Here is a 20,459-nt window from a genome sequence, read left to right as displayed (position 1 = left end):
GGGCCGGACGTATGGGTATGAACGGCTGGCTGAAACGCTTTACTTCTGCTTTTCCAGCTTGCCGTTGAAGGTGTAGGATTGGCCCTTTTCCGTCGTGAACTTCACTTCTTTCGAGCCATACCGCAGAACGCAGGGCTCTCCGGCCAGCGAACGGACCGTTACCGTCGTCAGCTTACCCTGTTTCCAGGAAAAATCCAGCTCAAAACCACCCCTGGCCCGGATTCCCCGCAGGTTTCCCTCGGCCAGTACTGCGGGCAAAGCGGGCAACAGATCAATACCAGAACTATGGCTTTGCAGCAGCATTTCAGCCATTCCCGCCGAGCCACCAAAGTTTCCATCGATCTGAAACGGCGGGTGAGCATCGAAGAGATTAACGTACGAACCACCGGCTCCCGACACCGGACGCAGCAGCATTTTGACGAGTTGCAGAGCGTGTTCGCCCTCGCGGAAACGAGCCCAGAAATTGATTTTCCAGGCCAGACTCCAGCCCGTTCCTTCGTCACCCCGGTACAACAGCGACTGCCGGGCGGCCTTCATTACGTCGGGCGTTTTCCCCCAGGTAATGTCATCGCCCGGATGTACGCCCCAAAGGTGCGACACGTGACGGTGGTGATTGGTCGTATCGTCCTGGTCTTCCAGCCACTCCTGCAATTGTCCGTACCGCCCGATCTGATTGGGGGCCAGTTGCTGGAGTTGGGTTTGCAGGGTTTTGCGGAAGGTTTCGTCCGTACGCAGGCGTTCGCTGGCCTGAATGCAGTTTCGAAACAGGGTTCGAATGATCTGATGATCCATCGTGGGTCCGGCGACTAACCCACCATTCTCGGGCGAGTTGGAGGGCGTACTGATCAGCCAGCCCGTTTTAGGATCTTTTACCAGGAAATCCGTAAAAAACAGAGCGGCCTGTTTCATCAGCGGATACGCCCGCTTTTTCAGGAAATCCAGATCCTGGGTATACTGAAAATGTTCCCATACGTGCTGACTCAGCCAGCCCGCTCCCGTTACCCAGATGCCGTGGTTGGCGGCATTGATGGGAGCCGTTCCCCGCCACAAGTCCGTATTGTGGTGCAAAACCCAGCCCCGAGCGTTGTAATGGAGCTTCGCCGTTTGCGTACCCGTCTGAGCGAGTTCATCCATCATCCGAAACAGCGGCTCGTGCTGGGCCGACAGGTTGAGTACCTCGGCGAGCCAGTAGTTCATTTCGAGGTTGATGTTGGTCGTGTACTTGCTGCCCCAGGGGGGAGCCAGCAGGTCGTTCCAGAGGCCCTGCAAATTGGCGGGTTGTCCGCCCGGTCGGGAGCTGGAAATCAGCAGATACCGTCCATATTGCATGTACAAAGCCATAAACGACGGATCGGGTGCGGCCGAAAAGCGAGCCAATCGCTGATCGGTCGGCAGTTTCTGGTCGGTGTTAGGCCCTAGTTCCACCGAAAACTTCTGGTAATACGGCTGGTATTCCCGCAGGTGTTCCTGCCGAACCTGAGCGTAGGTTTGTCCGGTCACCCGCTGTATGATTTTCTCACAGACGGCCACCGGATTCCCCGAAACATTCTGGTAATCAACGAAATTCGTAGCCGCCGTCAGATACAGCGTCACTTCGTCGGCTCCCTCGATCACCAGTTGATTCGACTCCATGCGACTTATCCCTTTTTTCGTTTCCACCCGCAGGTAACTTTCCCCACGAAGGGCTCCGTTTCGTACCTGTACGGCCAGAGCCAGTGTTTGTTCGTCGATTTTCCGTACGCTATGCCTGGCATGTGGACTGCTCAGGGCGGCCGTCAAACTGATGCGTCCCGGCTGACTGGCCGTCAGGTGAATCGCCAGTACGCCTTTCGGCTGACTCGTCAGGTATTCGCGGGTATAAGTCACGTCGCCTGCCTTGAACTGCGTCCGGGCTACAGCCTCATTCAGGTTCAGTTCGCGACGGTAATCCGTTGAGTTCGTTAGGTTTTTGAAGCTCAGGTTGAGATTTCCAAACGGCTGATAATCGGCCTGATATCGGGGTACGGCGGGCGGTTCGCTGTTCTGGATAAAATACTTCCAGTTACCATTCAGGGAAAGCTTCTCGGAGCTATTAGCCGGATATAGGGCCAAATGACGAGTCGTATCCTTGTACCCCGCAATCCCGCCTTTATCGAAGTAATTGATCACCTGAATGGCCAGTACATTCTTGCCGGGTTTCAGTATATGGGCGGGAATCTGATACTTACGAGGTTCGGTACTGTTCGTCGTTCCTATGAGTTTGCCATTGACGTAGGTAAAATCATGATCGCGAACGCGGTTCAGGTCAAGCGTGAGGGCTTTACCATTCCAGTTTTCGGGTAAAGTAAACGTGGTTCGAAACCAGACGGCTCCGTCCAGCCCTTCGAAGCCTACCGTTTCCCAACCCTCGTAGGCGGGTACGGGCATGGTTTTCCAGTCCGAATCGTCATAGGCCGCTTCTGCCGGATTTCCTGGTACGCCCTTGCCCATCTTCACCGACGCCAGCCATTCTTCCTTGCGACCTTCGTTACTTTTCAGGCCCATGAAATGGGCTTCGGCTAATTGCTCGGCTTCTTTCTGCTTGCCTTCGGCCAGTAGTTTGCGGATTTCGGGTAAATAGGCCGCCGCTCCGGGCCGAGCGTGGGCACGCGGCTCACCCGTCCATAGCGTGGACTCATTGAACTGAATCCGGTCATTCTCGACTCCTCCGAAGACCATGGCTCCCAGTCGCCCATTCCCCAGCGGCAAGGCGTCCGTCCACTTGACGGCGGGCTTGGTGTACCACAACTGATACGACTGAGCCTGAGCCGTGTATCCCAGCAACAACAGTAAAAAAATGCGTAATTTCATGCGTATGCCCGACCCATTTAGTTCCGTACCACGTCTTCCTTCACTTCATTCGACTTCCAGACGGGCGTTTTTACGCCTTTGAACTGGTTGCCTTCCAGGGTGATGTTGCGGCTATCGGCTCCCTTGATTTTCAAATACACTTCGGTACCCGCCGCCGGAAAGGCATTTGTAATGAAGGCATCGCGAATGTTGGTCAGGTCCAGCACGGGTGTATCAGCGTGTGGTGTGTAGGTCTTCACCGCATTGACTTCCAGCGTCTGTACATTTTCAGCCTCAATGGCGGGACCGGTTTGAGTACTGACCTTGACGTTATGAAAGGATACGTCTTTGGCTGCTTTGATCAGAAATCCGGTTTTGGCCCGAATCTGGAGGTCCGTGAAACTGACGTTTTCAATGGGCATTTCCTGCAATCCGTTCAGATAACCCGCCCGGTTCACCTCGGCGGTGATGTTACTGAAGTGAATATTCCGGAAGGCGGGCGTCCGTTCGGAAACGGGTTCGGGGTTGGTTTTGGCGTACTGCATATCGAGTACAATGGCCTGATCCCGAATGTTTTTCATGATGATATTGTCCACGCGAATGTCTTCCACCACGCCACCCCGACCGCGAGCGGTTTTGATCCGGATGCCGCGATCCGTACCGTCGAATACGCAGTTGGAGATCGCTATTTTCTTCACGCCACCCGACATTTCGCTGCCGATCACCACACCGCCGTGTCCCGACAGCATGGTACAGTTGGTGATGGTATGATTTTCGGCCGGAACGTTCATCTTGCGGCCCGCCCGATCTTTACCCGATTTAATGGTGATGCAATCGTCGCCCACGCTAATGTGGCAATTGGAAATGTGCACGTAGCGGCAGGATTCGGGGTTAATGCCGTCGGTATTGGGGGAAGGCGGGTTGTTAATCGTAACGCCCGTGATGGTTACGTTTTCGCAGAATTCCGGGTTGACCGTCCAGAACGGCGAGTTCCGAATGGTGATCCCTTCGATTAGCACGTTTTTGCAGTGCATGAACTGAATGAACGGAGGCCGCAGAAAACCCCGCTCAACCCAGCCCGGCAGATCGGGCCGCAGAATGTCTTTATTGAGGCGGTGAAACTCGTCCTGCCACTTTGAACCCGGCGAGTTTTTGACGTGTATTTCCGAATATGCCCACCACTTTTTACCGTGCCCGTCAATCAGTCCGCGACCCGTAATGGCAATGTTTTCGGCCCGGTTGGCGTAAAAGAGCGGCGAGAAGTTCGTTACGTCCGATCCTTCCCAACGCGATTCGACCATGGGCAAATAGGCGTCGAAATTATCCGTAAAGTGGATTTCGGCACCCGCATCGATGTGAATCGTGATGTTACTTTTCAGGTGAATGGGTCCCGTTTTGTACTTGCCCGGTGGGAAGTATACGGTGCCGCCTCCCCCCTTCACGGCGGCGGCAATGGCTTTCTGAATGGCCTGCGTCGCCAGGGCACTGCTGTCTTTTTTAGCTCCGTAGGCTGTGACGTTGAAGTACTGCTGGGCCTGCGTCGTTCCGGCGATCAGTATGCAGGTCAATAAAGTGAAAAGTGTTCGCATGATTGCTTTGTATTAGCATTAAAGCCGGGTCTGAATGGCTTTCAACTGTTTTCCGTGGTAGACTTCCTTACCATCGGCCCATACCCGGAAACCTTTGCCTTTGCCGTATTTTTTCCCGGTTTTATCCCAGAGAATCGTCAGCGTTTTTCCGTGGTAGGGCACCCGATCCAGGCAAAACCAGTCCCATCGTTTTTCTTCGAGGAGCGGTTTGATTTCCAGCGTATCGTCCGAACGGGGTTTCAGTCCAATCAAATCGTTAATGATCAAATCCGCGAATCCGGAATGATTGTAGAACTTACTGCGGGGATCGTCTCCCTTCAGCCATTCCCCGTTCTTTTCATCCTGATATTCACCGAGGTATAGCTTGCCGTTCATGACGTGCGAATCCGCGTATCGGCGTAATTCATCGAAGAACTGGGCCCGGCTGACGGTTTTATTGTGCTGGTAATCCGTCAGAAAATGCGACAGGGCTTTCAGGGTTTGCGTGGTGGCGAAGGGCCAGAGCGGACCGTCCCACTCGCAACCGTGTCCCGAACCGTGCGTCCGGAACCCGGGATGCCGGCGTTCGGCGGTGGTCAGGCCCCAGGGAGCCTGAAATCCGGTCGTATCGCCGAGTTGTTTCCAGGCGGCGGCGTACTTGGGACTATCGTCGGGCAGGTTGAAGTACCAGGGAATGAATCCGATGGCTTCGCGGGCGTTGGCAAAGGTTCCGTTTTCCAGTTTCACCTCGAAAAACTGATCGCCCTCATTCCACAAGGTCTGCTGCGTCAATTGCTTCAGTTGCAGGGCTTTTTGCAGATAGGTTTCCCGGAGGGTATCGTTTTTCAGCAGTTGCCCCAGAGCGGCCAGGGCTTTGGCGTTGCCGTACATGTAACTGTTGATGGTGGGCCGCACGTTTCTCACTTTCCGCCCCCCACTAATGGATTCCTCCATGGCATCTTTTACGTCGTGCTGCCAGAAAAGCTGATTGGGCAATTGCCGCTCCGACTCCCAGCGGCGGTAGTCGGCGGCCAGAGCGGGGGTAATTTTCCGCACAAAAGACTCGTCTGTATTGACCAGATACCGCTGATACACGGCGTCGGCGAGCCAGCTGCTGAAGGAATGGAACCGCTGTACGGTATGCCTGGGATCGACGTACAGCCAGAAGGAAATGTACTCGTCGACGTACTGCGGATTGCGGAGCCAGCGGCCTTCGTACACGTGATGACCCAGAGCACTGCTAATGGCATTGTGCTTCCCGGCGTGTTTCACCGGTGTAATGAATTCGGTGAAAATGAATCCGTCGGGCGTTTGCTTGAGGTGTTTACGGAACGCCCACCAGCGATAGTAATACAACTGCGTAAGTACGGAATCGGGACTATCGAAGTACGGAATGTTTTGGGAAAGCCAGGCCTGCGACTGGGCGTTGGGGACGTAGTTTTTCACGGCCTCTTCGTCAGCCGCGTTGAAGGCCGTTACGTATTTCTGAAGGGGCTGATCCGTTAATACGTGTTGAGCGAAGGTGCTTAGACTCAGACAAGCGAGCATTCCGCTAAGGAGGTACTGACGCATAGAGAGGCTTTTTTTTTGCTGGAATGTGCCAGAGGATGTAGCCCTGGTTACTTTTGTTGATTCCTTCGAATCTCGATTCCAGGGGTTGCACCCCTAGCTAATCGGGTTGAACTCCTTCGGAGTTGGTATCTGCTCGATTAAGCATTTCCCGATTCCAGGGATCGTACCCCTGACTAGTTGGGTTAATCGGTTTATTCGAATAACCAGTCGATGTTTTTTTGATTACCGGCCAGTCCGCCGTCGAATACCGGAATTTCCTGAGCCCCTTCCACAAAACCCAGCAGTACGCACTGGCCCCGACCCAGGTGTAAGGTATGATTACCGGGAGCAAACGTGAACGCATGCACGTGTACGGGCGGGAAGCCTTCGATCTGGATAGCGTTGGAAATCTTGATTTCCGCCTGCCCGTAATCGTTGGCACTGGCGTCGGTTTCCAGCTCGGGTGCCCGCAGGTACGCCGCATTCTTTTCGTTGTAAAAACCCACCAGCAGTTTCACGGGCTTATCGGTATGGAACGTCAGCGTGGTACGCTCCGACTGCTGTTGCTTCTTACGCATTTTCAAGCCTTTCAAGTCTTTCAGTTCGGGCGTCAGAGCGACGATTTTTGCCAGCGTATCGGCGTAAATGCTTTCGCCCGCTTGTACGGGGAAGTAGCTGGCGTTCGTCAGTTGGACCGTCGCGGGTTTAAAAGCCATTCGTTGCAGAGCGGTGGCTCCCGTATGAGCTTTGAGCGAGTCAATCTTCCGTTCGAACGTGCGGAGTTCCTTTTCAAAAACGGGCAGCATTTCGTACCAGTTTTTGTACGTCGCATTGACGCCCCGCATCGGAATTTTTCGCTGGGCCGTTTGCATACTGTTGGCGTAGAGATAGGTATCTTTCGTCAGCTTCGTTAGCTCCGCGTAGTGAGCCACGCTCGATTTCAGCAGCGGTAAGGCTTTTTCCAGATCCTCGACTTTGCCGGAATACTTGTAGCGTAGCACCGCCACAGCCGCCCGGGCTTTGTCGGCGTAAAACTGAGCCATAGCGTTCTGAGCGTAGACATCGTTTCGTAACCGCTTGAATTCTTCCCGATCTTTGGTGACGGCGGGCGTCGCTTCGTCAATGGCTTGGACGGCTTTCTTTCCGTGTTCAACCACTTCCTCCGCTACCCGAATCGGTGTTTCTCCGATGTGCTTCTCCTGCTTCGCTTCTTTTTCCGCGTACTCAATGATCATCTCGCCCTCGGGAGCTTCCGATTCGTACAACAGCGTGAAGAGGCCGTACCGCCAGGGGTTAATGAGTTGCGTCATCAGCATACCCAGCGTGAGCGTCTGGCGGTTGCCGTCGGTGATACCGTACCGCCGTAATAATTTCGGTGAAATCTCGCCCGTTTGTTCATAGGCTTCCAGTACAGCCTTGCCTTTTTCCAGCGGCAATCCGTATTTCTGAGCCAGCTCATGGCCCCAATACGTAACCTCTCCCGCCCGATCGCGATTGGCTTTCCAGGCGTAACGAGCCAGGTCTGGTACCAGATCCAGTCGCGATCGACCTGTAGCAAACGTTTGGGTGCGGCATCAGCGGCGTAGGGCCAGTCCCAGTACGAAGCCTGCGGGTACAGGTGCAAGCCATTGGCTCCGTAAACGTTGTGCATGGCCTGTACGGACTTTTGCACAAAGTCCGCCGAACCGTAGCGGAAAGGCTCCAGATTGGCCAGAATGTGGACGTTTTCGATGTGTACCGTGCCGATATTGCTCAACGTGCGATGCAGCTCGGCCCACTTTCCCCGGGGGGTATACGTCGTCAAGGCCTCGCCGTTAAATTTTGCCATCGTGTACAGATTCTTGTACAAAGGCAACGCTGATTTCATGACGCGGGGAGCATCCGTATCGTGAGCCCGCAGTACAATGGGCGGTTCGGTTTTCTGCCCAATCGTTTTTAAACCGTCCTGTACACCGGGAATGATGGTCTTCGTAAACCAGTCCACATCGTCCTGCCCTACGCCTTCCATGGCTTCGCCCAGCGTGATGAGCAAACCAACGTTGGGATACTTAGCCACGAAAGCGGCGATGGATTTCCGCGTGTAATCGGACATGAGCGGCGTGATGGGCCGCTCCCGGTCCTGCGTTTTCAGGTTATGTTTTTCGGCGAATGGCTTCGACAACAGAATGTTATAAAACATCTGAATCACCCAGATACCGCGTTTGTCGGCTTCCTGCGTCAGGAAACGGAACATTTCTTCATTTTTTTTGAACGTCGCATCGTCCACCTCTACGGCGTACGGGTATTCCTTGAGTTTAACCAAAGAAGCAAAGGGGTGGCCGTTCCAGAGATACAGGGAGTTATAGCGGTTTTCCACCATCATATCCAAATACTGAATCCATAGCTCTTTGTCGTAAAACCAGGGGAACGTTTCGGGCGTGTACGGATACTCATACACCGTACGTCCCGGCAGATAGTACGGTTTCTGGATGCCAATGCAGGTACCCCGCAACACCATTTCGGGCTGGTCAGTCAGATGCAGGGTTTCGGGTAGCTTGGGGTGCAGACGGGAGGCCAGTTCCAGACACCCGTACAGGGCTCCGGAAGCGTCACTGCCTTTGATGAGCCAGGGCTGCCCTTTTTCTTTATGCAGGACGAATCCTTCCTTGCCGCTTTTTTCGGTAAGCGACTGAACCAGAGCGTCACCGACAATTCCGATACGAATTTGTGAAGGGTCGGCTTTTACCTGATCCTTTCGGACCAGGGTGACCTCATAGCCCGCCGATCGTAATTTCTGCTGTAGTTTTTCGGCTCCAAAGCTGACCCGTTCCGGGCTTTTCGACGGCAATACCAGAGTCAGTTTTTGCTGAGCCTGCCCCTGGATGTGGAAAGCAAAAAGCAGGGAAAGGAATAGAAAGAATCGATGCATAGTAAATGTTCAGAGCGAATGAATTACAAAACTACCAGCGTAAGCCAGCCTGATTATCTAACATTTTCTCTTTTAATTGTACCATCTTAGCCAGAGCCTTGCGGACATTTTGCGTGTAATGGTCGGCGTATGTTTCTTTGGTCTTTTCTAAAGTATCGCCAGGCTTCCTCACTTATTACTACCATATTTCGGGGATACTGGCTTTATTTTTCCAGAGATTCCGCTGGCTATTCAATTCATTGCATGATGGGTATATTCAGACTTTCGTTAGTTGCTGCACTTCTGTGGTCTTTGTCCGGAGTTCGTGCTCAAACGCCTTCGCTAACATCCTATAATGTAGTTTGGGACACGCCCAGTCGGAACGCTTCGGAGTCCATGCCCTGCGGCGGTGGTGACGTAGGTTTGAACGTCTGGGTAGAACAGGGCGAGCTGCTTTTGTACGTAGCTCGCAGCGGCACCTTCGATCACAACAATACGCTACTAAAACTAGGACGCGTTCGGGTGCGACTTTCCCCCAATCCTTTCGAATCTGGAACCCGTTTTCGCCAGGAACTTCGGCTGCAGGAAGGGCACGTACGCATCACGGGTAGCAAGGGTACACACACGGCTCAGATCGATGTTTGGGTGGACGTTTTTCGACCCGTCGTTCACGTAGATATAAGCAGTAATCGGGCCGTTCAAACCCAGGCAACGTACGAAAGCTGGCGGTACGCCGACCGTCCCGTGAAAGGCAAAGCCAACCATGCGAACTCGTATAAATTTGCTCCGCAGGGTGAAATCGTCACACGAAAAGACGACGTACAGGCTCAGGAAAATGAAATTCTCTTTTACCATGCCAACGGTTCCGGCCCTTCGGTATTCGACGTAACGGTACGCCAACAGCAACTCGATTCGGTCAAGAATCAACTGTACAATCCGCTAAAAAACCTGACGTTTGGGGGCGTCCTTTCGGGACCAGGGCTGAAAGCGGCGGGTACGGTTGAGGGGAAGTACCAGGATACGGATTTTCGGGGCTACCAGCTTGTCAGCCTTCGCCCCCAGCGGCAACAGTCGCTCACGCTGCATTTACATACGGCTCAACATGAGTCGTTTCACGAATGGAAAAAAGGTTTAACGGCCCTTCGGAACGAATCCGCCCAAACGGCCCGTTCGGCCCGAAAAGCGACGCTGGACTGGTGGAAAGCCTTCTGGGAACGCAGCTTCATTACCATCGGAGCGGCGAATACGCCCCAATGGAAAGTCGGTCGCAACTACCAGTTATTTCGCTACCTGTTGGGTTGCAACGCCAGTGGTCAATGGCCAACCAAATTCAACGGTGGCCTCTTTACCTATGATCCCGCTCTGACGGATTCTTCGATGAAATTTACGCCCGATTTCCGGAACTGGGGGGGTGGTACGCATACGGCCCAGAACCAGCGACTGGTGTATTGGCCAATGCTGAAAAGCGGCGACTGGGCCTTGATGAAGCCCCAGTTTGCCTTTTACCAGCGTGCATTGGCCAACGCCGAATTACGGACGCGGGTGTACTGGAAACACGCCGGGGCGAGCTTCACGGAACAACTCGAAAACTTTGGCTTACCCAACCCGGCAGAGTATAGCTGGAAGCGTCCGGCAGACTATGATCCGGGCATGGAACATAATGCCTGGCTGGAGTACGAATGGGATACGGTACTGGAATTTTGCCTGATGATGCTGGAAACCGAGCGGTACGCCGGGGACGCCATTCATGCCTACGTACCGTTCATTGAAAGCTGCCTGACGTTCTTCCATGAGCATTACCAGTATCTGGCGAAAAAACGCGGCAGTAAGACGTTTGATGGAGCTGGAAAGCTGATTTTGTATCCCGGATCGGCGGCAGAAACGTACAAGATGACGTATAACGCCACCTCCACGATTTCAGCTCTGAAAACGGTACTAACCCGACTGCTCGAATTGCCCGATTCGTACCTGAATCTGGAAAAACGACAACACTGGCAATTGATGCTGAGTCGAATTCCTAGTATCAGTTTTCGTAGTTTCGACGGTCATCCGACACTGGCACCCGCTCAGCTTTGGGAACGCATTAACAATACCGAAACGCCGCAACTGTATCCGGTTTTTCCCTGGGGTACGTACGGCATAGGTCGGGCCAATCTGGATACGGCGATCAATACCTATCGTTACGATCCCGACGCCCTGCGGTTTCGGAGTCACGTGGGCTGGAAGCAGGATAACATCTTCGCCGCCCGACTCGGCCTTCGAGATGAAGCCGCTCGCCTCACCTTACTGAAGCTCCAGGATTCAGGCCGCCGCTTTCCCGCCTTCTGGGGTCCCGGCTACGACTGGACACCCGACCACAACTGGGGCGGCTCGGGGATGATTGGATTACAAGAAATGCTCCTACAGGCCGATGGCCGGAAGCTGTACCTTTTTCCCGCCTGGCCCCAAAACTGGGACGTACATTTCAAACTCCACGCTCCTTACCAAACGACGGTGGAAGGGATACTAAAAAATGGAAAATTGGAACAACTGAAGGTATGGCCCGAGGAACGGCGGAAGGATGTGGTGGTGTTATTGCCGGAGTAGGTTGGTTTCTAAGTTTCCCGCATTACAACATAGCCCGGCAGTTAGAAACTGCCGGATCGTAGGTACAGGTTTGGAAACCTGCACCAGTTACCTCTTCTATTATACGCCCCAACCCCGAAGGGGGTTTAACAACAATAGCCCCGTATGCAATGCGGGGGAAAAGGTCAGGTACCACATCCACATCACGAAAAACCTCACCGCACCACCGGCAACCATACCGCCATTTCCGAATGCCCCCGGTTACTCCAGGCGTAGTACGGAATGAGGCGAACGGTGGTGGATGTAGGCTTGGGCGTTTGGAGCGGTCGGTAGAGTTGCTGGTTCCAGTTCTTGGGCGTTAATGGGCGAGCTTTCCCTTCCAGCACCATCACCTGTGTACCTTCCACCCCCAGCGGCTTCGTTTTCCAGGTCGTTTCGGTTAATAAAGCCACCTGATCCGTGGGTACGGAAGGGTTATCTACGGATTCCAGGCAGTACACCAGTGGTCCGCGTTTCACGGCCACCTGATTGCGGGTTTCTTCCACCAGCGGGTTGGATTCCATCAATTGTACAGGCATGGGCAATTTGATTTCTACCACATCGCCTGCTTTCCAGGTTCGGCGGATTTCGGCGTACGTGCCGGATGTCGCGGACTGCGTTTTCCCGTTTACGCTCAGTGTGGCTCCCGTACACCAGCCCGGAATCCGTACAAAAAGCGAATAGACCCGAGTCGGCACTTTCTCCATGCGTACTTTGATCGTACCCTGCCAGGGATAGTCCGTTTCCTGCGAGACGACCAGCGGCGACCCATCGGGTAGCTTCGTATTTAACCGATTACTACCGTATAAATTCAGCCATAAACCCTGATCTGACGTACTATACAGATAATTACTGACCTCGGCAATCGTCCGGACGGTATTCGGCGGACAGCAGTTGGACAAGGCGATGTACGGCGAACGGCCCCCCATCCAACGCATCTGGTACGGGTACGCATCCGAAGCCCGCAACGGGTTGGTGTAGAAGAACTTCGTTCCGCCCAGATCAATGCCCGAAAGAATGCTATTGTACAAAGCCAGCTCCATCACATCCGCGTATTTGGAATCGCCCGTAATTTGTAGCATCCGGTAATTCCAGAGCAAGTTTCCAATATTCGCACAGGTTTCATTATGGGCCGACAGGTTGGGCAACTGGTAGGCTTTCCCGTAGGCCTGATGAATTTTCTGAACGGTATCCGGCTGGTACGAAGTGCCCTCGGGCGATACGCCATCGTACAAAGCTCCGCAACCACCCGTGATGTACATCTTGCGGTTGACGACATCGTCCCACACCAGATCGAGTGTAGACAGCAGCGTACTATCGCCCGTTTCGGCGAATACGTCAGCGGCTCCGGCAAAGAGGTAATTGGCTCGTACGGCGTGCCCAATCACTTTCTTCATCTCGCGAAACGGTACGCGGTCGGAGTTGTCGTCCGTACCTTCACTCATCCCCCGAATATTGATGAGCTTCTGGGCCAGAGCCAGGTATTTCGGCTCGTGCGTAGTCCGGTACATTTCCGTAATGCCCATGTAGTGCGAAGGACAGATGGCGTTACGGGCCTGCTCAGGACTGGCTTTGGTATAGAAATCAATCAAAAAATCAGTGGCTTTTCGGGCAATGTCGAGAAAGCTCGTCTGCCCCGTAGCCCGGTAATGAATGCAGGCGGCAGTCATCAGGTGGCCGAAGTTGTAGGCTTCAAAACTGAGTTTGTCGTCAAACATCTGCTTCTTACCCGTTTTCTTCTGCTCGATGATCGCTTTCGTATAAATGTATCCGTCGGGCGTTTGAGCCTTGCCGATGACGGCAATCGCCTCGTCCATGTGCTTATTCAGCTTCGGATCTTTGGTCAGGGCGTACATACTCGCCACCGATTCGAGCGTCTTGTAGAAATCACCATCGTGAAAGGACGGTCCTTTGAAAGCTCCGGGCTGTAGCCCGGCGGCCACTTCAAAATTGCGGTAGGCGTGACTGACGTCCGCATCGGTATAGGTTTTCCAGAGCTGAGGTACCATGGAATCCCGGCATACCCGGAAGCGGTCGGCCCAGAAGCCCGTCGTCCACTGTACGGCATCTAAATCCAGACTCTGGAGGCGGGAAAATTTACTTTGGGAAGTATTGACCAGACTGTTGGTCTGGGCCAGACTGAGGGTACTACAACCCACCAGTCCGGCGATGGAAATACGGCGAATGAGGTTAAGCATGGTAAGCAGGCACTTTAGTACGAACAAACGCGGATACAGGGCGTAGATCAAAAGTAGACGATTACCGACTGGCAAAGCTCCGGGAATTTTACCAGAGGCTGTAGGATGTTAGCCTGTTTGCCGGGAACCGTTTATTTTTGAAGGCAATCAGCGGCACCGTACGCCGCCTGTCTTTTACTCGCATGTAGTTATGAATCAACGACGGCCCATTCGCGAACAGGAAGTAGCACTCATTCACCATATGTTGCAACACGTACAGCTCAACCCGGCAGACTATCCCATTGATGAACTGGTGGAAGAATACGAAGGTGGAAAAATGGGTAGCATTTCGCTCGGCGGTAATCCCGAAGCCTACGCGGGTGACGTGGTACAGGTCAATTACATCGACTCCGATCAGACGCCCGTCGTTATTACGCTTACGAAGGACGAACACAATCGCCTGCTGGATCTGGATTTCTGGAAAGTGGATTTTTCGAAATTACTAGAGTATCCTACACCGGAGAAGGTGGTGTTTCAGTAATTTGCTTAGACGTGGAAATTGGGACATCCGACCTTAGCCAAAATCCCTTCAGAACATTAAAAAGCCTGGGTTGAGAAATCAACCCAGGCCTTTGGGATCATGATTATTAGTTAGCTGACGAACCCAACCTGTTCATCGAAGCTTTGAAGTTCTTCAGCATTTCATCCAGGTCAAATTCTGAGGGCTCCATGGTTGCCAGGTATTTATTATTCGTCTCCATATTCTTTTGAATCTCAGCGTATAACTCTTTCGGCATCCCCTTCTTAACAAACGCTTCTTCACTCATTTTAAATACCAGCTGATTCTGCTCAACGACCATATGATCCGCTACGGTTTTGCTTAATTGGATGAGCATTGTCTGCTGTTCCGGCGTTCGTAAATGATCCGGGGCTTTGCGGGCCAGGTTATAGTCAGAAAAGGTATACCCTACTTTCTGACTTGTTTTTACACCAGAATTACGTCCGCTCCTGCACGCAACAAAGCCTACCGCAATAGCCAGGATCAAGGTTATTTTTCTCATAGACTTCCAGTGAAAAGGGTTACGTATTTGCTGTGCGTGAGCCTTCATCAATTAAATACTGGCATGGCTGCAATACGAATAGTCCCGTTTTGGTAAAGAATTCCTCTCAGCAAGCGTGCCTGAGTAGCGTCTACTATTTTTATTACAATTATAACTATTCACACTTTAAATATAACTAAATACACTAGTATTTTATAGGCCTTCACATAACCATTAGCGATACATTCATGTAAAGAAAGTTTTTAATCATCTCCATTCGTCTTTATAGTAAACGAAGAATTAATTCTTTTACTAATTGGCTGTTTTACGTTAATAATCAGAGCAATGCGAGTAATTAATCTATATAGTTTCAAATAATATTTTACAAAATTTAACCCTAAATCCTGGGTAATTGACGGAAAGGAATTTTACTGAAATGGGCTTCTAAAACATCTCCGAAATTTTAAAATTTATTATCATTTAATAATCAATTAAGCAAATTCCTACAAGCTCTGCACGGAAAGGAATTATTTTCAGCATTTCACTCGGTTTATTTGGTATCTAATTCATAACGCAATAATTTCCTGACAGGTTGACTTTTTGAAATCAGCCATGTCCCTTAAAATGTATTGACTATAAGCAAATTATACGTTTAATAAATACCAGAAAGATTTGCTTTCGGAGTCATGAAAGAAGTAAAGTTTAAGCACCTACACTTAAAAAATTATCATTTCATGATTGCCGCTTCATACATATACGGATATAGAGCCGAACAGTCGTCGCCAGACTGTACCTTATCAAGACAACCTCAGTGCTAAATATGATCCATGATGACGGCCTTCACTCCTGAATAGCTCAGGATAAAGACCTGATCCAATTAAATCGCCAAGTCCAAGGAGCTTATTATTCACCCATGCAAACCTTTATTAATGTCACGATGCTAGCCGCATCCGGTGAAGGAAAAACTACGTTTTTATCTTCAATGGATGATAACATCCGCCGCGATTTGGCCAGTAGTATTGGTTTAAACCTGACCCTGGATTCCCAGTTAGCTGCCCAGTTAGATCAAAATAGGGAGAAGCTCATTGCCTCGCTGGGCAAGGGCACCATTACTTATTTCGATGGAATTCAGTCAACGGATGCTGTATCCACCTATCCGTTAGAAATTTCTCACAAAAACTCAGAGCCTTTTCTGGTCGTTTCGTTCCGTGATATTCCGGGAAACTGGATTACGGATGATACGGAAAAAGTCGTCAATTTTATTCAGGATTCTTCCGTCATTGTCATTCCCATCGATTCGTCAGCCGTCATGAACGACATGGAAGAATGTAAAAACAATGTCCAGAATCTATTGGATGTATTGAAGCTGGGGCTAGAAAAAAATCCGGATACAAAACTGGTTCTGTTCATTCCAACCAAATGCGAAACGTATCTGGTCAATGATACGCTGACCAAGGACTTAACGCTGAAAATTCATGAAGTGTACCAGAAAATTTTTGACTTTCTGGGTCTTCAGGATAACCTTAAATCAGCGATCATTCCCATTCAAACGTTGGGTAATGCTTCATTCATGTATCACAAAAAGGTACAAATCCTGAATACGGAAGTATGGAAGCCTGTATTTAGTGTTACGCAACGCAATCAGTTTAATCCCCAGAATATTGAATATCCTTACCTCTACTTATTTTCCTTCATTTTCGAGCAGTATTATTTGAAAAGAAAGAAAGGCCTGATGGGCTTTTTCAGAAACCTGTTTAAAGAACTTAACTACCTGAAATCTACGAACGAACGATTGCACTCGCGGTGCCTGAACTACAGTAATCTGAAAGTACTCAGGTAGCCGCTTTTTTGTTTCGTTCAGAAATCACACGGACGGCTAATTTCCAGAGCCAGCTCAGGCAGGGTTACTGGCGACGGAGCGTCGTCAGGTAATCTTACTGGATTGTTTTGTGCCTGATCAAAAGGATGACTGGATTTTCGGATTCTCGCTGTGTTTTTCTTACACTTTTCTTATTGAATTGACTCCATGCCTAATTTCATAGTATCCAATATCCAGCAGATCATCCAGAAGCGGGGGCAGTTTGCGGATAAAATCACGCAGGACATGCAGCGGCTCGCTTTGATGAGCCACTCGATGTCAGTGTTGGAAAATGTTAAACTAAAAATATCGGATCATGCGTCTGACCAGGTCATCCAGGCCATTGATCGGGCTAATTTGCCCACGCTTCTCAAGCGAATTGAAGAAGAACAACAGTATCTGGTTCAGCTCAGTCAGCGATTTTCCCGCAAAAGCATCAGCATTGGAGTCATTGGCAGAGCCCGCCAGGGAAAAAGCAGACTGCTGCAAAGCCTGTCCGGACTGAATTCCCAGGTCATTCCCGACGGCAATGGCCCGCACTGCACGGGCGTCATGAGTGTCATTGCCAACGATAGTCACAAAGCCCGGGCTCTGGTAGAATTTCACAGCCGGACGAGCTTTTTCCAGTCAACGGTATCTCCTTATTTTCAGGAACTGGACTTGCAGTATAGTCCGGCCAACCTGGCTGAGTTCGTTTCGCAGGCCTTACCGGATCAGCCCGAGGATACCAGTCCGGTTACCGTAGCCCGTTACCAGAAGCTCCAGGAAATTCACCGTAACTTTTCCTCGTTCAATCACTTACTGACGGGCCTTACGCAGGAAGTTCCCCTGCATCAGGTGCGGCAGTACATTGCCCAGGTGAACGAAAACCGCGAGGCCAGTTACGCCTATCTGGCCGTTAAACAGGTGCATATTGACACGCCTTTCCCCCTGGCGGAAGCAGGCCCGATTACGCTGATTGACATGCCGGGACTGGGTGATACGGGACTGGTCAATGAGCAGAAATTGATTCGGTCGCTGGCCAGTGATATTGATTTTATTCTTTTTGTCCGCAAACCTGATGCGTTGGGGGCCGTCTGGGAACCCGCCGATCTGGACCTGTATCAGTTCTGTGAAAACTCCCTTGAACAGATGGCGATTCCGGGCATCAGCCTGCCCGCCTGCTCCTTTCTGCTCCTGAATCATACCAAGACCTTGACGGACAATGCCCGGAACTGCCAGGATTTAAAAGACAGTACGGATCGCAACGGTTTGTTCTTTAGCAAGATCGTTACGGTAGACTGTGCCAGTGCCGAGGAAGTCGAAGAAAACGTACTACGGGCTGTTCTGGAAGATATGCAGGATAAACTCGATGACTGGGATCAACAATATGCTCTGGAATACCAGCGGAAAATGACCAGTATCGATGGAGCCCTTCATCAGGTAATTAACTATTTTAACGGAATTTTTACTCCCCCCGACGATATGACGGATTTCGCCACTTTCAAAAGCTTATTCAATACCCTTTGGCAGGAATTAACCAATGCCTGCGAAGAGAACCTGAAAGAACTCAACGCCCTGCGGGATTCGCCCAACCTGCAGATTCAGGAAAAATTCGATCAGATCAAGCAGTCGTGTCTGGAATATGCCGCCAATCTGACCATTCGGGATATTGAATTGAGCCGTAATGCGTTGGGCTCGTATAATAAGACGTACGAAGAATATCTGAACGAGCACCGCACGTTCATCACGAAAGAGTTTCTGAAATTGGGTGATACGCTCAATGACGTGATCCAGCAGGTGCGTCAACGCATTTTTGATATTCTTAAAACGGAAGGTCGTCTGGCGGGCCTTGTTCACCCTCATGAATCTTTTGAGGTGAGTCTGTTGCGGGAGCTGGAATCCATGCCTTCGTTACACCTGCCCGTACAATCGTTCGCTCAGTTCCAGTTGTCGTATTTAGGTTTTCTACACTTCCGGATTCGGGAACACCTGGATATCCTGACGCCGGATTATGTTTCGGTGCGTCTGTCCCGGGAGGATACGGCCGAAGACATTCGTAATTACATCGTCAGCTCCGTGGAGGCCTGTCTCTACAAGATTCAGAATGAATTCGACGTCTGGGCGAAAGACCTCAATAAAATGTCTTTTGCGTTGGTGGAAGAATTGCTCGATCAGTTATTCAAGGCTAAAAATACCAAGGACAACTGGGAAATTTTCTATCAGCGGAATCGCGTGCGAATCTGGGTGGAAACCTACGAAAAGATCAATTTCAACCAGCAGGTGCTTCAACAAAGCAATGAACAAGTCGATCAACTGAGAAGTTACCTCTCCACGCATAAAAATTAACCTCACTAGCGACTTGGCTCGTATTTAGAAAACCTCATCAGATCTGTAATCTGATGAGGTTTTTTTCGTTAATTCTATCCAGATCTGTAAGTATTTAGAACGCTACTTTCACTACGCATGGCGTACTAGCGAGCCCAGCGATACGCCAGAGAGAAGCCACCGTGCAGGCCTGCCAGATTCATTCCTCCCCTTTCGTTATCGCCAGTATCGCTGGCTAAAGAGGACAGGTAGATGCGTTGGTAGGTGTACGCTTTATGCCGAAACCCAATCCCCAGAAACGGGGTGATGTACACGGCCTGATGAGCAGAGAAGGAAACCAGTTTTCGATTCAATCCTACCAGTATTTTTCCTCCCCAGACATCCATTTCTTCGCTTTTTCGGGCCCGAACATAGGTACCCTTTGGATTGAGGTACTGTTCATCCAGGCGATTCAGCCACCAGTACCGCATAAATAGCTCCGCCGAGACGTAAAAGGATTTACGGGTATCCAGATAGTAGCGGGGGCTAAGGGAGAACTTAACGCCCTGATAATACGGATTAGCCATATTTTGCAAACGGTAATCAGCCGTCATGATTCGCATTAAATCCGCCACCTCTGACGTACCGCTGGACTTGCGAAACCGGTATCCAGCCCCCAGTCCAATGGTCAGTTTTTCCGTCACGGGAAACTCGTATTCTACCACCAGCTCTCTACACAGCAATTGCAAAGGTTGGATTCGCAAGTACTGATTCCATACCGTATCCGATTGGGCGTACACACTCGTCGAGACCGTGAGTAATATCCATAAGCCTAGTTTGGGTATGAGTTTCATAGGGATTTGATTGGTTTCATGTATACTGTTTAGCTTCGAGACCATCAGCGAAGGCGATACGCCAGCGATACGCCCAAATGAATACTGGGCGACAGGCTGACAGTACCCCTCTCTTTCTGGTACGTTACGGGGGTATCCCCCAGGGTTCCGTCCCAGGTTTCATAGGTGTAGGTTTTGGACCGAAGTCCGAAACCCAGGAAAGGAGTCCAGTACACCGGATTTTTGCCTAGTAAGAACAGTTTGCCATTCGTACCTATCAGTAGTTTCCCGCCCCAAACATTCATTCGTTCGGTTCGTACTGCGTCAAAACGGTAGCCTTCTGTATTATCAAATTTAGCCTGTACGTTGTCAAACCACCAGTGTCTGAAAAACAGCTCGGTTGCCAGAAAAAAGGTTTTGCGGGCATTCAGATAATAGCGGGGCGTAATCGAAAACTTTACGGCCTGATAATGGGGATTTCCCATATTTTGCAGGTTATAATCACCCATCATCCCCAGAGCCAGTCCTTTAATTTCGGGCGAATGACTAAATCGGCGAAATCGGTACCCGACTCCTACTTCGAGGGTGAATTTTTGAGTGAACGGAAATTCATAGCCCACCACCAATTCCCTAAACAAAAGCTGTAAGGGCTGTAGCCGTACGTAGTGATTCGTTAGCGTGTCCGACTGGGCAGAGGCCCGGGCAGCGAACGCCAGCAACAGGACGAGTAAGGATTTATGCATAGGTGAGGGTCCTTTTCGTCAGCAATATAGTAACTCACCCGCTTCATTCTTTGCTGGTCCTTTTATACCAGCGTTTAGATGCCTAGATTTGAGCATTCGTACAC

Annotated in this window: 12 protein-coding genes; 4 read left to right on the top strand and 8 right to left on the bottom strand. The window is 51.0% G+C overall.

The features are described from left to right. Nucleotides 1–39: 39 nt before the first annotated feature. The 4 genes from BWI97_RS17795 to BWI97_RS28075 form a co-directional block, all read right to left on the bottom strand. Nucleotides 40–2,829 carry a glycoside hydrolase N-terminal domain-containing protein gene (locus BWI97_RS17795; RefSeq protein ID WP_102202197.1) on the bottom strand — a complete coding sequence of 930 codons (2,790 nt, stop codon included), beginning with the start codon at nucleotides 2,827–2,829 and terminating at the stop codon, nucleotides 40–42. A 17-nt stretch (nucleotides 2,830–2,846) separates the two neighbouring features. Beyond that, nucleotides 2,847–4,397, bottom strand: a complete 1,551-nt coding sequence (locus tag BWI97_RS17790) for a glycoside hydrolase family 28 protein (RefSeq protein ID WP_102202196.1) — start codon at nucleotides 4,395–4,397, stop codon at nucleotides 2,847–2,849. Nucleotides 4,398–4,415: 18 nt separating this feature from the next. Further along, entirely contained in the window at nucleotides 4,416–5,948 is a 1,533-nt protein-coding gene (locus tag BWI97_RS17785; protein ID WP_146010970.1) for a glycosyl hydrolase family 65 protein, read from the bottom strand. A 1,288-nt stretch (nucleotides 5,949–7,236) separates the two neighbouring features. Next, the gene (locus BWI97_RS28075; protein ID WP_199182036.1) at nucleotides 7,237–8,835 is read right to left on the bottom strand and encodes a hypothetical protein; all 1,599 of its coding nucleotides are present in this window, start codon (nucleotides 8,833–8,835) and stop codon (nucleotides 7,237–7,239) included. A gap of 291 nt (nucleotides 8,836–9,126) precedes the next feature. Here BWI97_RS28075 and BWI97_RS17775 point away from each other — a divergent pair, with 291 nt between their 5' ends. Then, nucleotides 9,127–11,400: a DUF5703 domain-containing protein gene (locus BWI97_RS17775; RefSeq protein WP_233207895.1), complete on the top strand. Its 2,274-nt coding sequence runs from the start codon at nucleotides 9,127–9,129 to the stop codon at nucleotides 11,398–11,400. 194 nt (nucleotides 11,401–11,594) lie between these two features. On the opposite strand, the gene BWI97_RS17770 is transcribed toward BWI97_RS17775, so the two are convergent. Next, a complete protein-coding gene (locus BWI97_RS17770) occupies nucleotides 11,595–13,616 on the bottom strand; it encodes a glycoside hydrolase family 127 protein (RefSeq protein WP_102202194.1) in 2,022 nt (673 codons plus the stop codon). A gap of 190 nt (nucleotides 13,617–13,806) precedes the next feature. Between BWI97_RS17770 and BWI97_RS17765 the strand changes: the two genes are divergently transcribed. Then, entirely contained in the window at nucleotides 13,807–14,136 is a 330-nt protein-coding gene (locus tag BWI97_RS17765) for a hypothetical protein (RefSeq protein WP_102202193.1), read from the top strand. Nucleotides 14,137–14,242: 106 nt separating this feature from the next. Here BWI97_RS17765 and BWI97_RS17760 read toward each other — a convergent pair whose 3' ends face one another. Further along, nucleotides 14,243–14,656, bottom strand: coding sequence for a hypothetical protein (locus tag BWI97_RS17760; RefSeq protein WP_146010969.1), 414 nt, complete (start codon nucleotides 14,654–14,656; stop codon nucleotides 14,243–14,245). 892 nt (nucleotides 14,657–15,548) lie between these two features. Here BWI97_RS17760 and BWI97_RS17755 point away from each other — a divergent pair. Next, nucleotides 15,549–16,475: a hypothetical protein gene (locus tag BWI97_RS17755; RefSeq protein WP_141217340.1), complete on the top strand. Its 927-nt coding sequence runs from the start codon at nucleotides 15,549–15,551 to the stop codon at nucleotides 16,473–16,475. Nucleotides 16,476–16,661: 186 nt separating this feature from the next. Then, complete coding sequence (locus BWI97_RS17750; RefSeq protein ID WP_102202191.1) at nucleotides 16,662–18,821, top strand: dynamin family protein; 2,160 nt, start codon at nucleotides 16,662–16,664, stop codon at nucleotides 18,819–18,821. Between the two features lie 125 nt (nucleotides 18,822–18,946). Here the strand turns inward: BWI97_RS17750 and BWI97_RS17745 are convergent, their stop codons facing one another. Then, nucleotides 18,947–19,633 carry a hypothetical protein gene (locus BWI97_RS17745; protein WP_094808781.1) on the bottom strand — a complete coding sequence of 229 codons (687 nt, stop codon included), beginning with the start codon at nucleotides 19,631–19,633 and terminating at the stop codon, nucleotides 18,947–18,949. A gap of 44 nt (nucleotides 19,634–19,677) precedes the next feature. Then, nucleotides 19,678–20,355, bottom strand: coding sequence for a hypothetical protein (locus BWI97_RS17740; protein WP_094808782.1), 678 nt, complete (start codon nucleotides 20,353–20,355; stop codon nucleotides 19,678–19,680). Between the last annotated feature and the right edge of the window lie 104 nt (nucleotides 20,356–20,459).

The organism is Siphonobacter sp. BAB-5405 (assembly GCF_002872335.1).
In the GTDB taxonomy this organism is placed as follows: domain Bacteria; phylum Bacteroidota; class Bacteroidia; order Cytophagales; family Spirosomataceae; genus Siphonobacter.
This window is presented reverse-complemented; position numbering and strand designations above follow the sequence as displayed.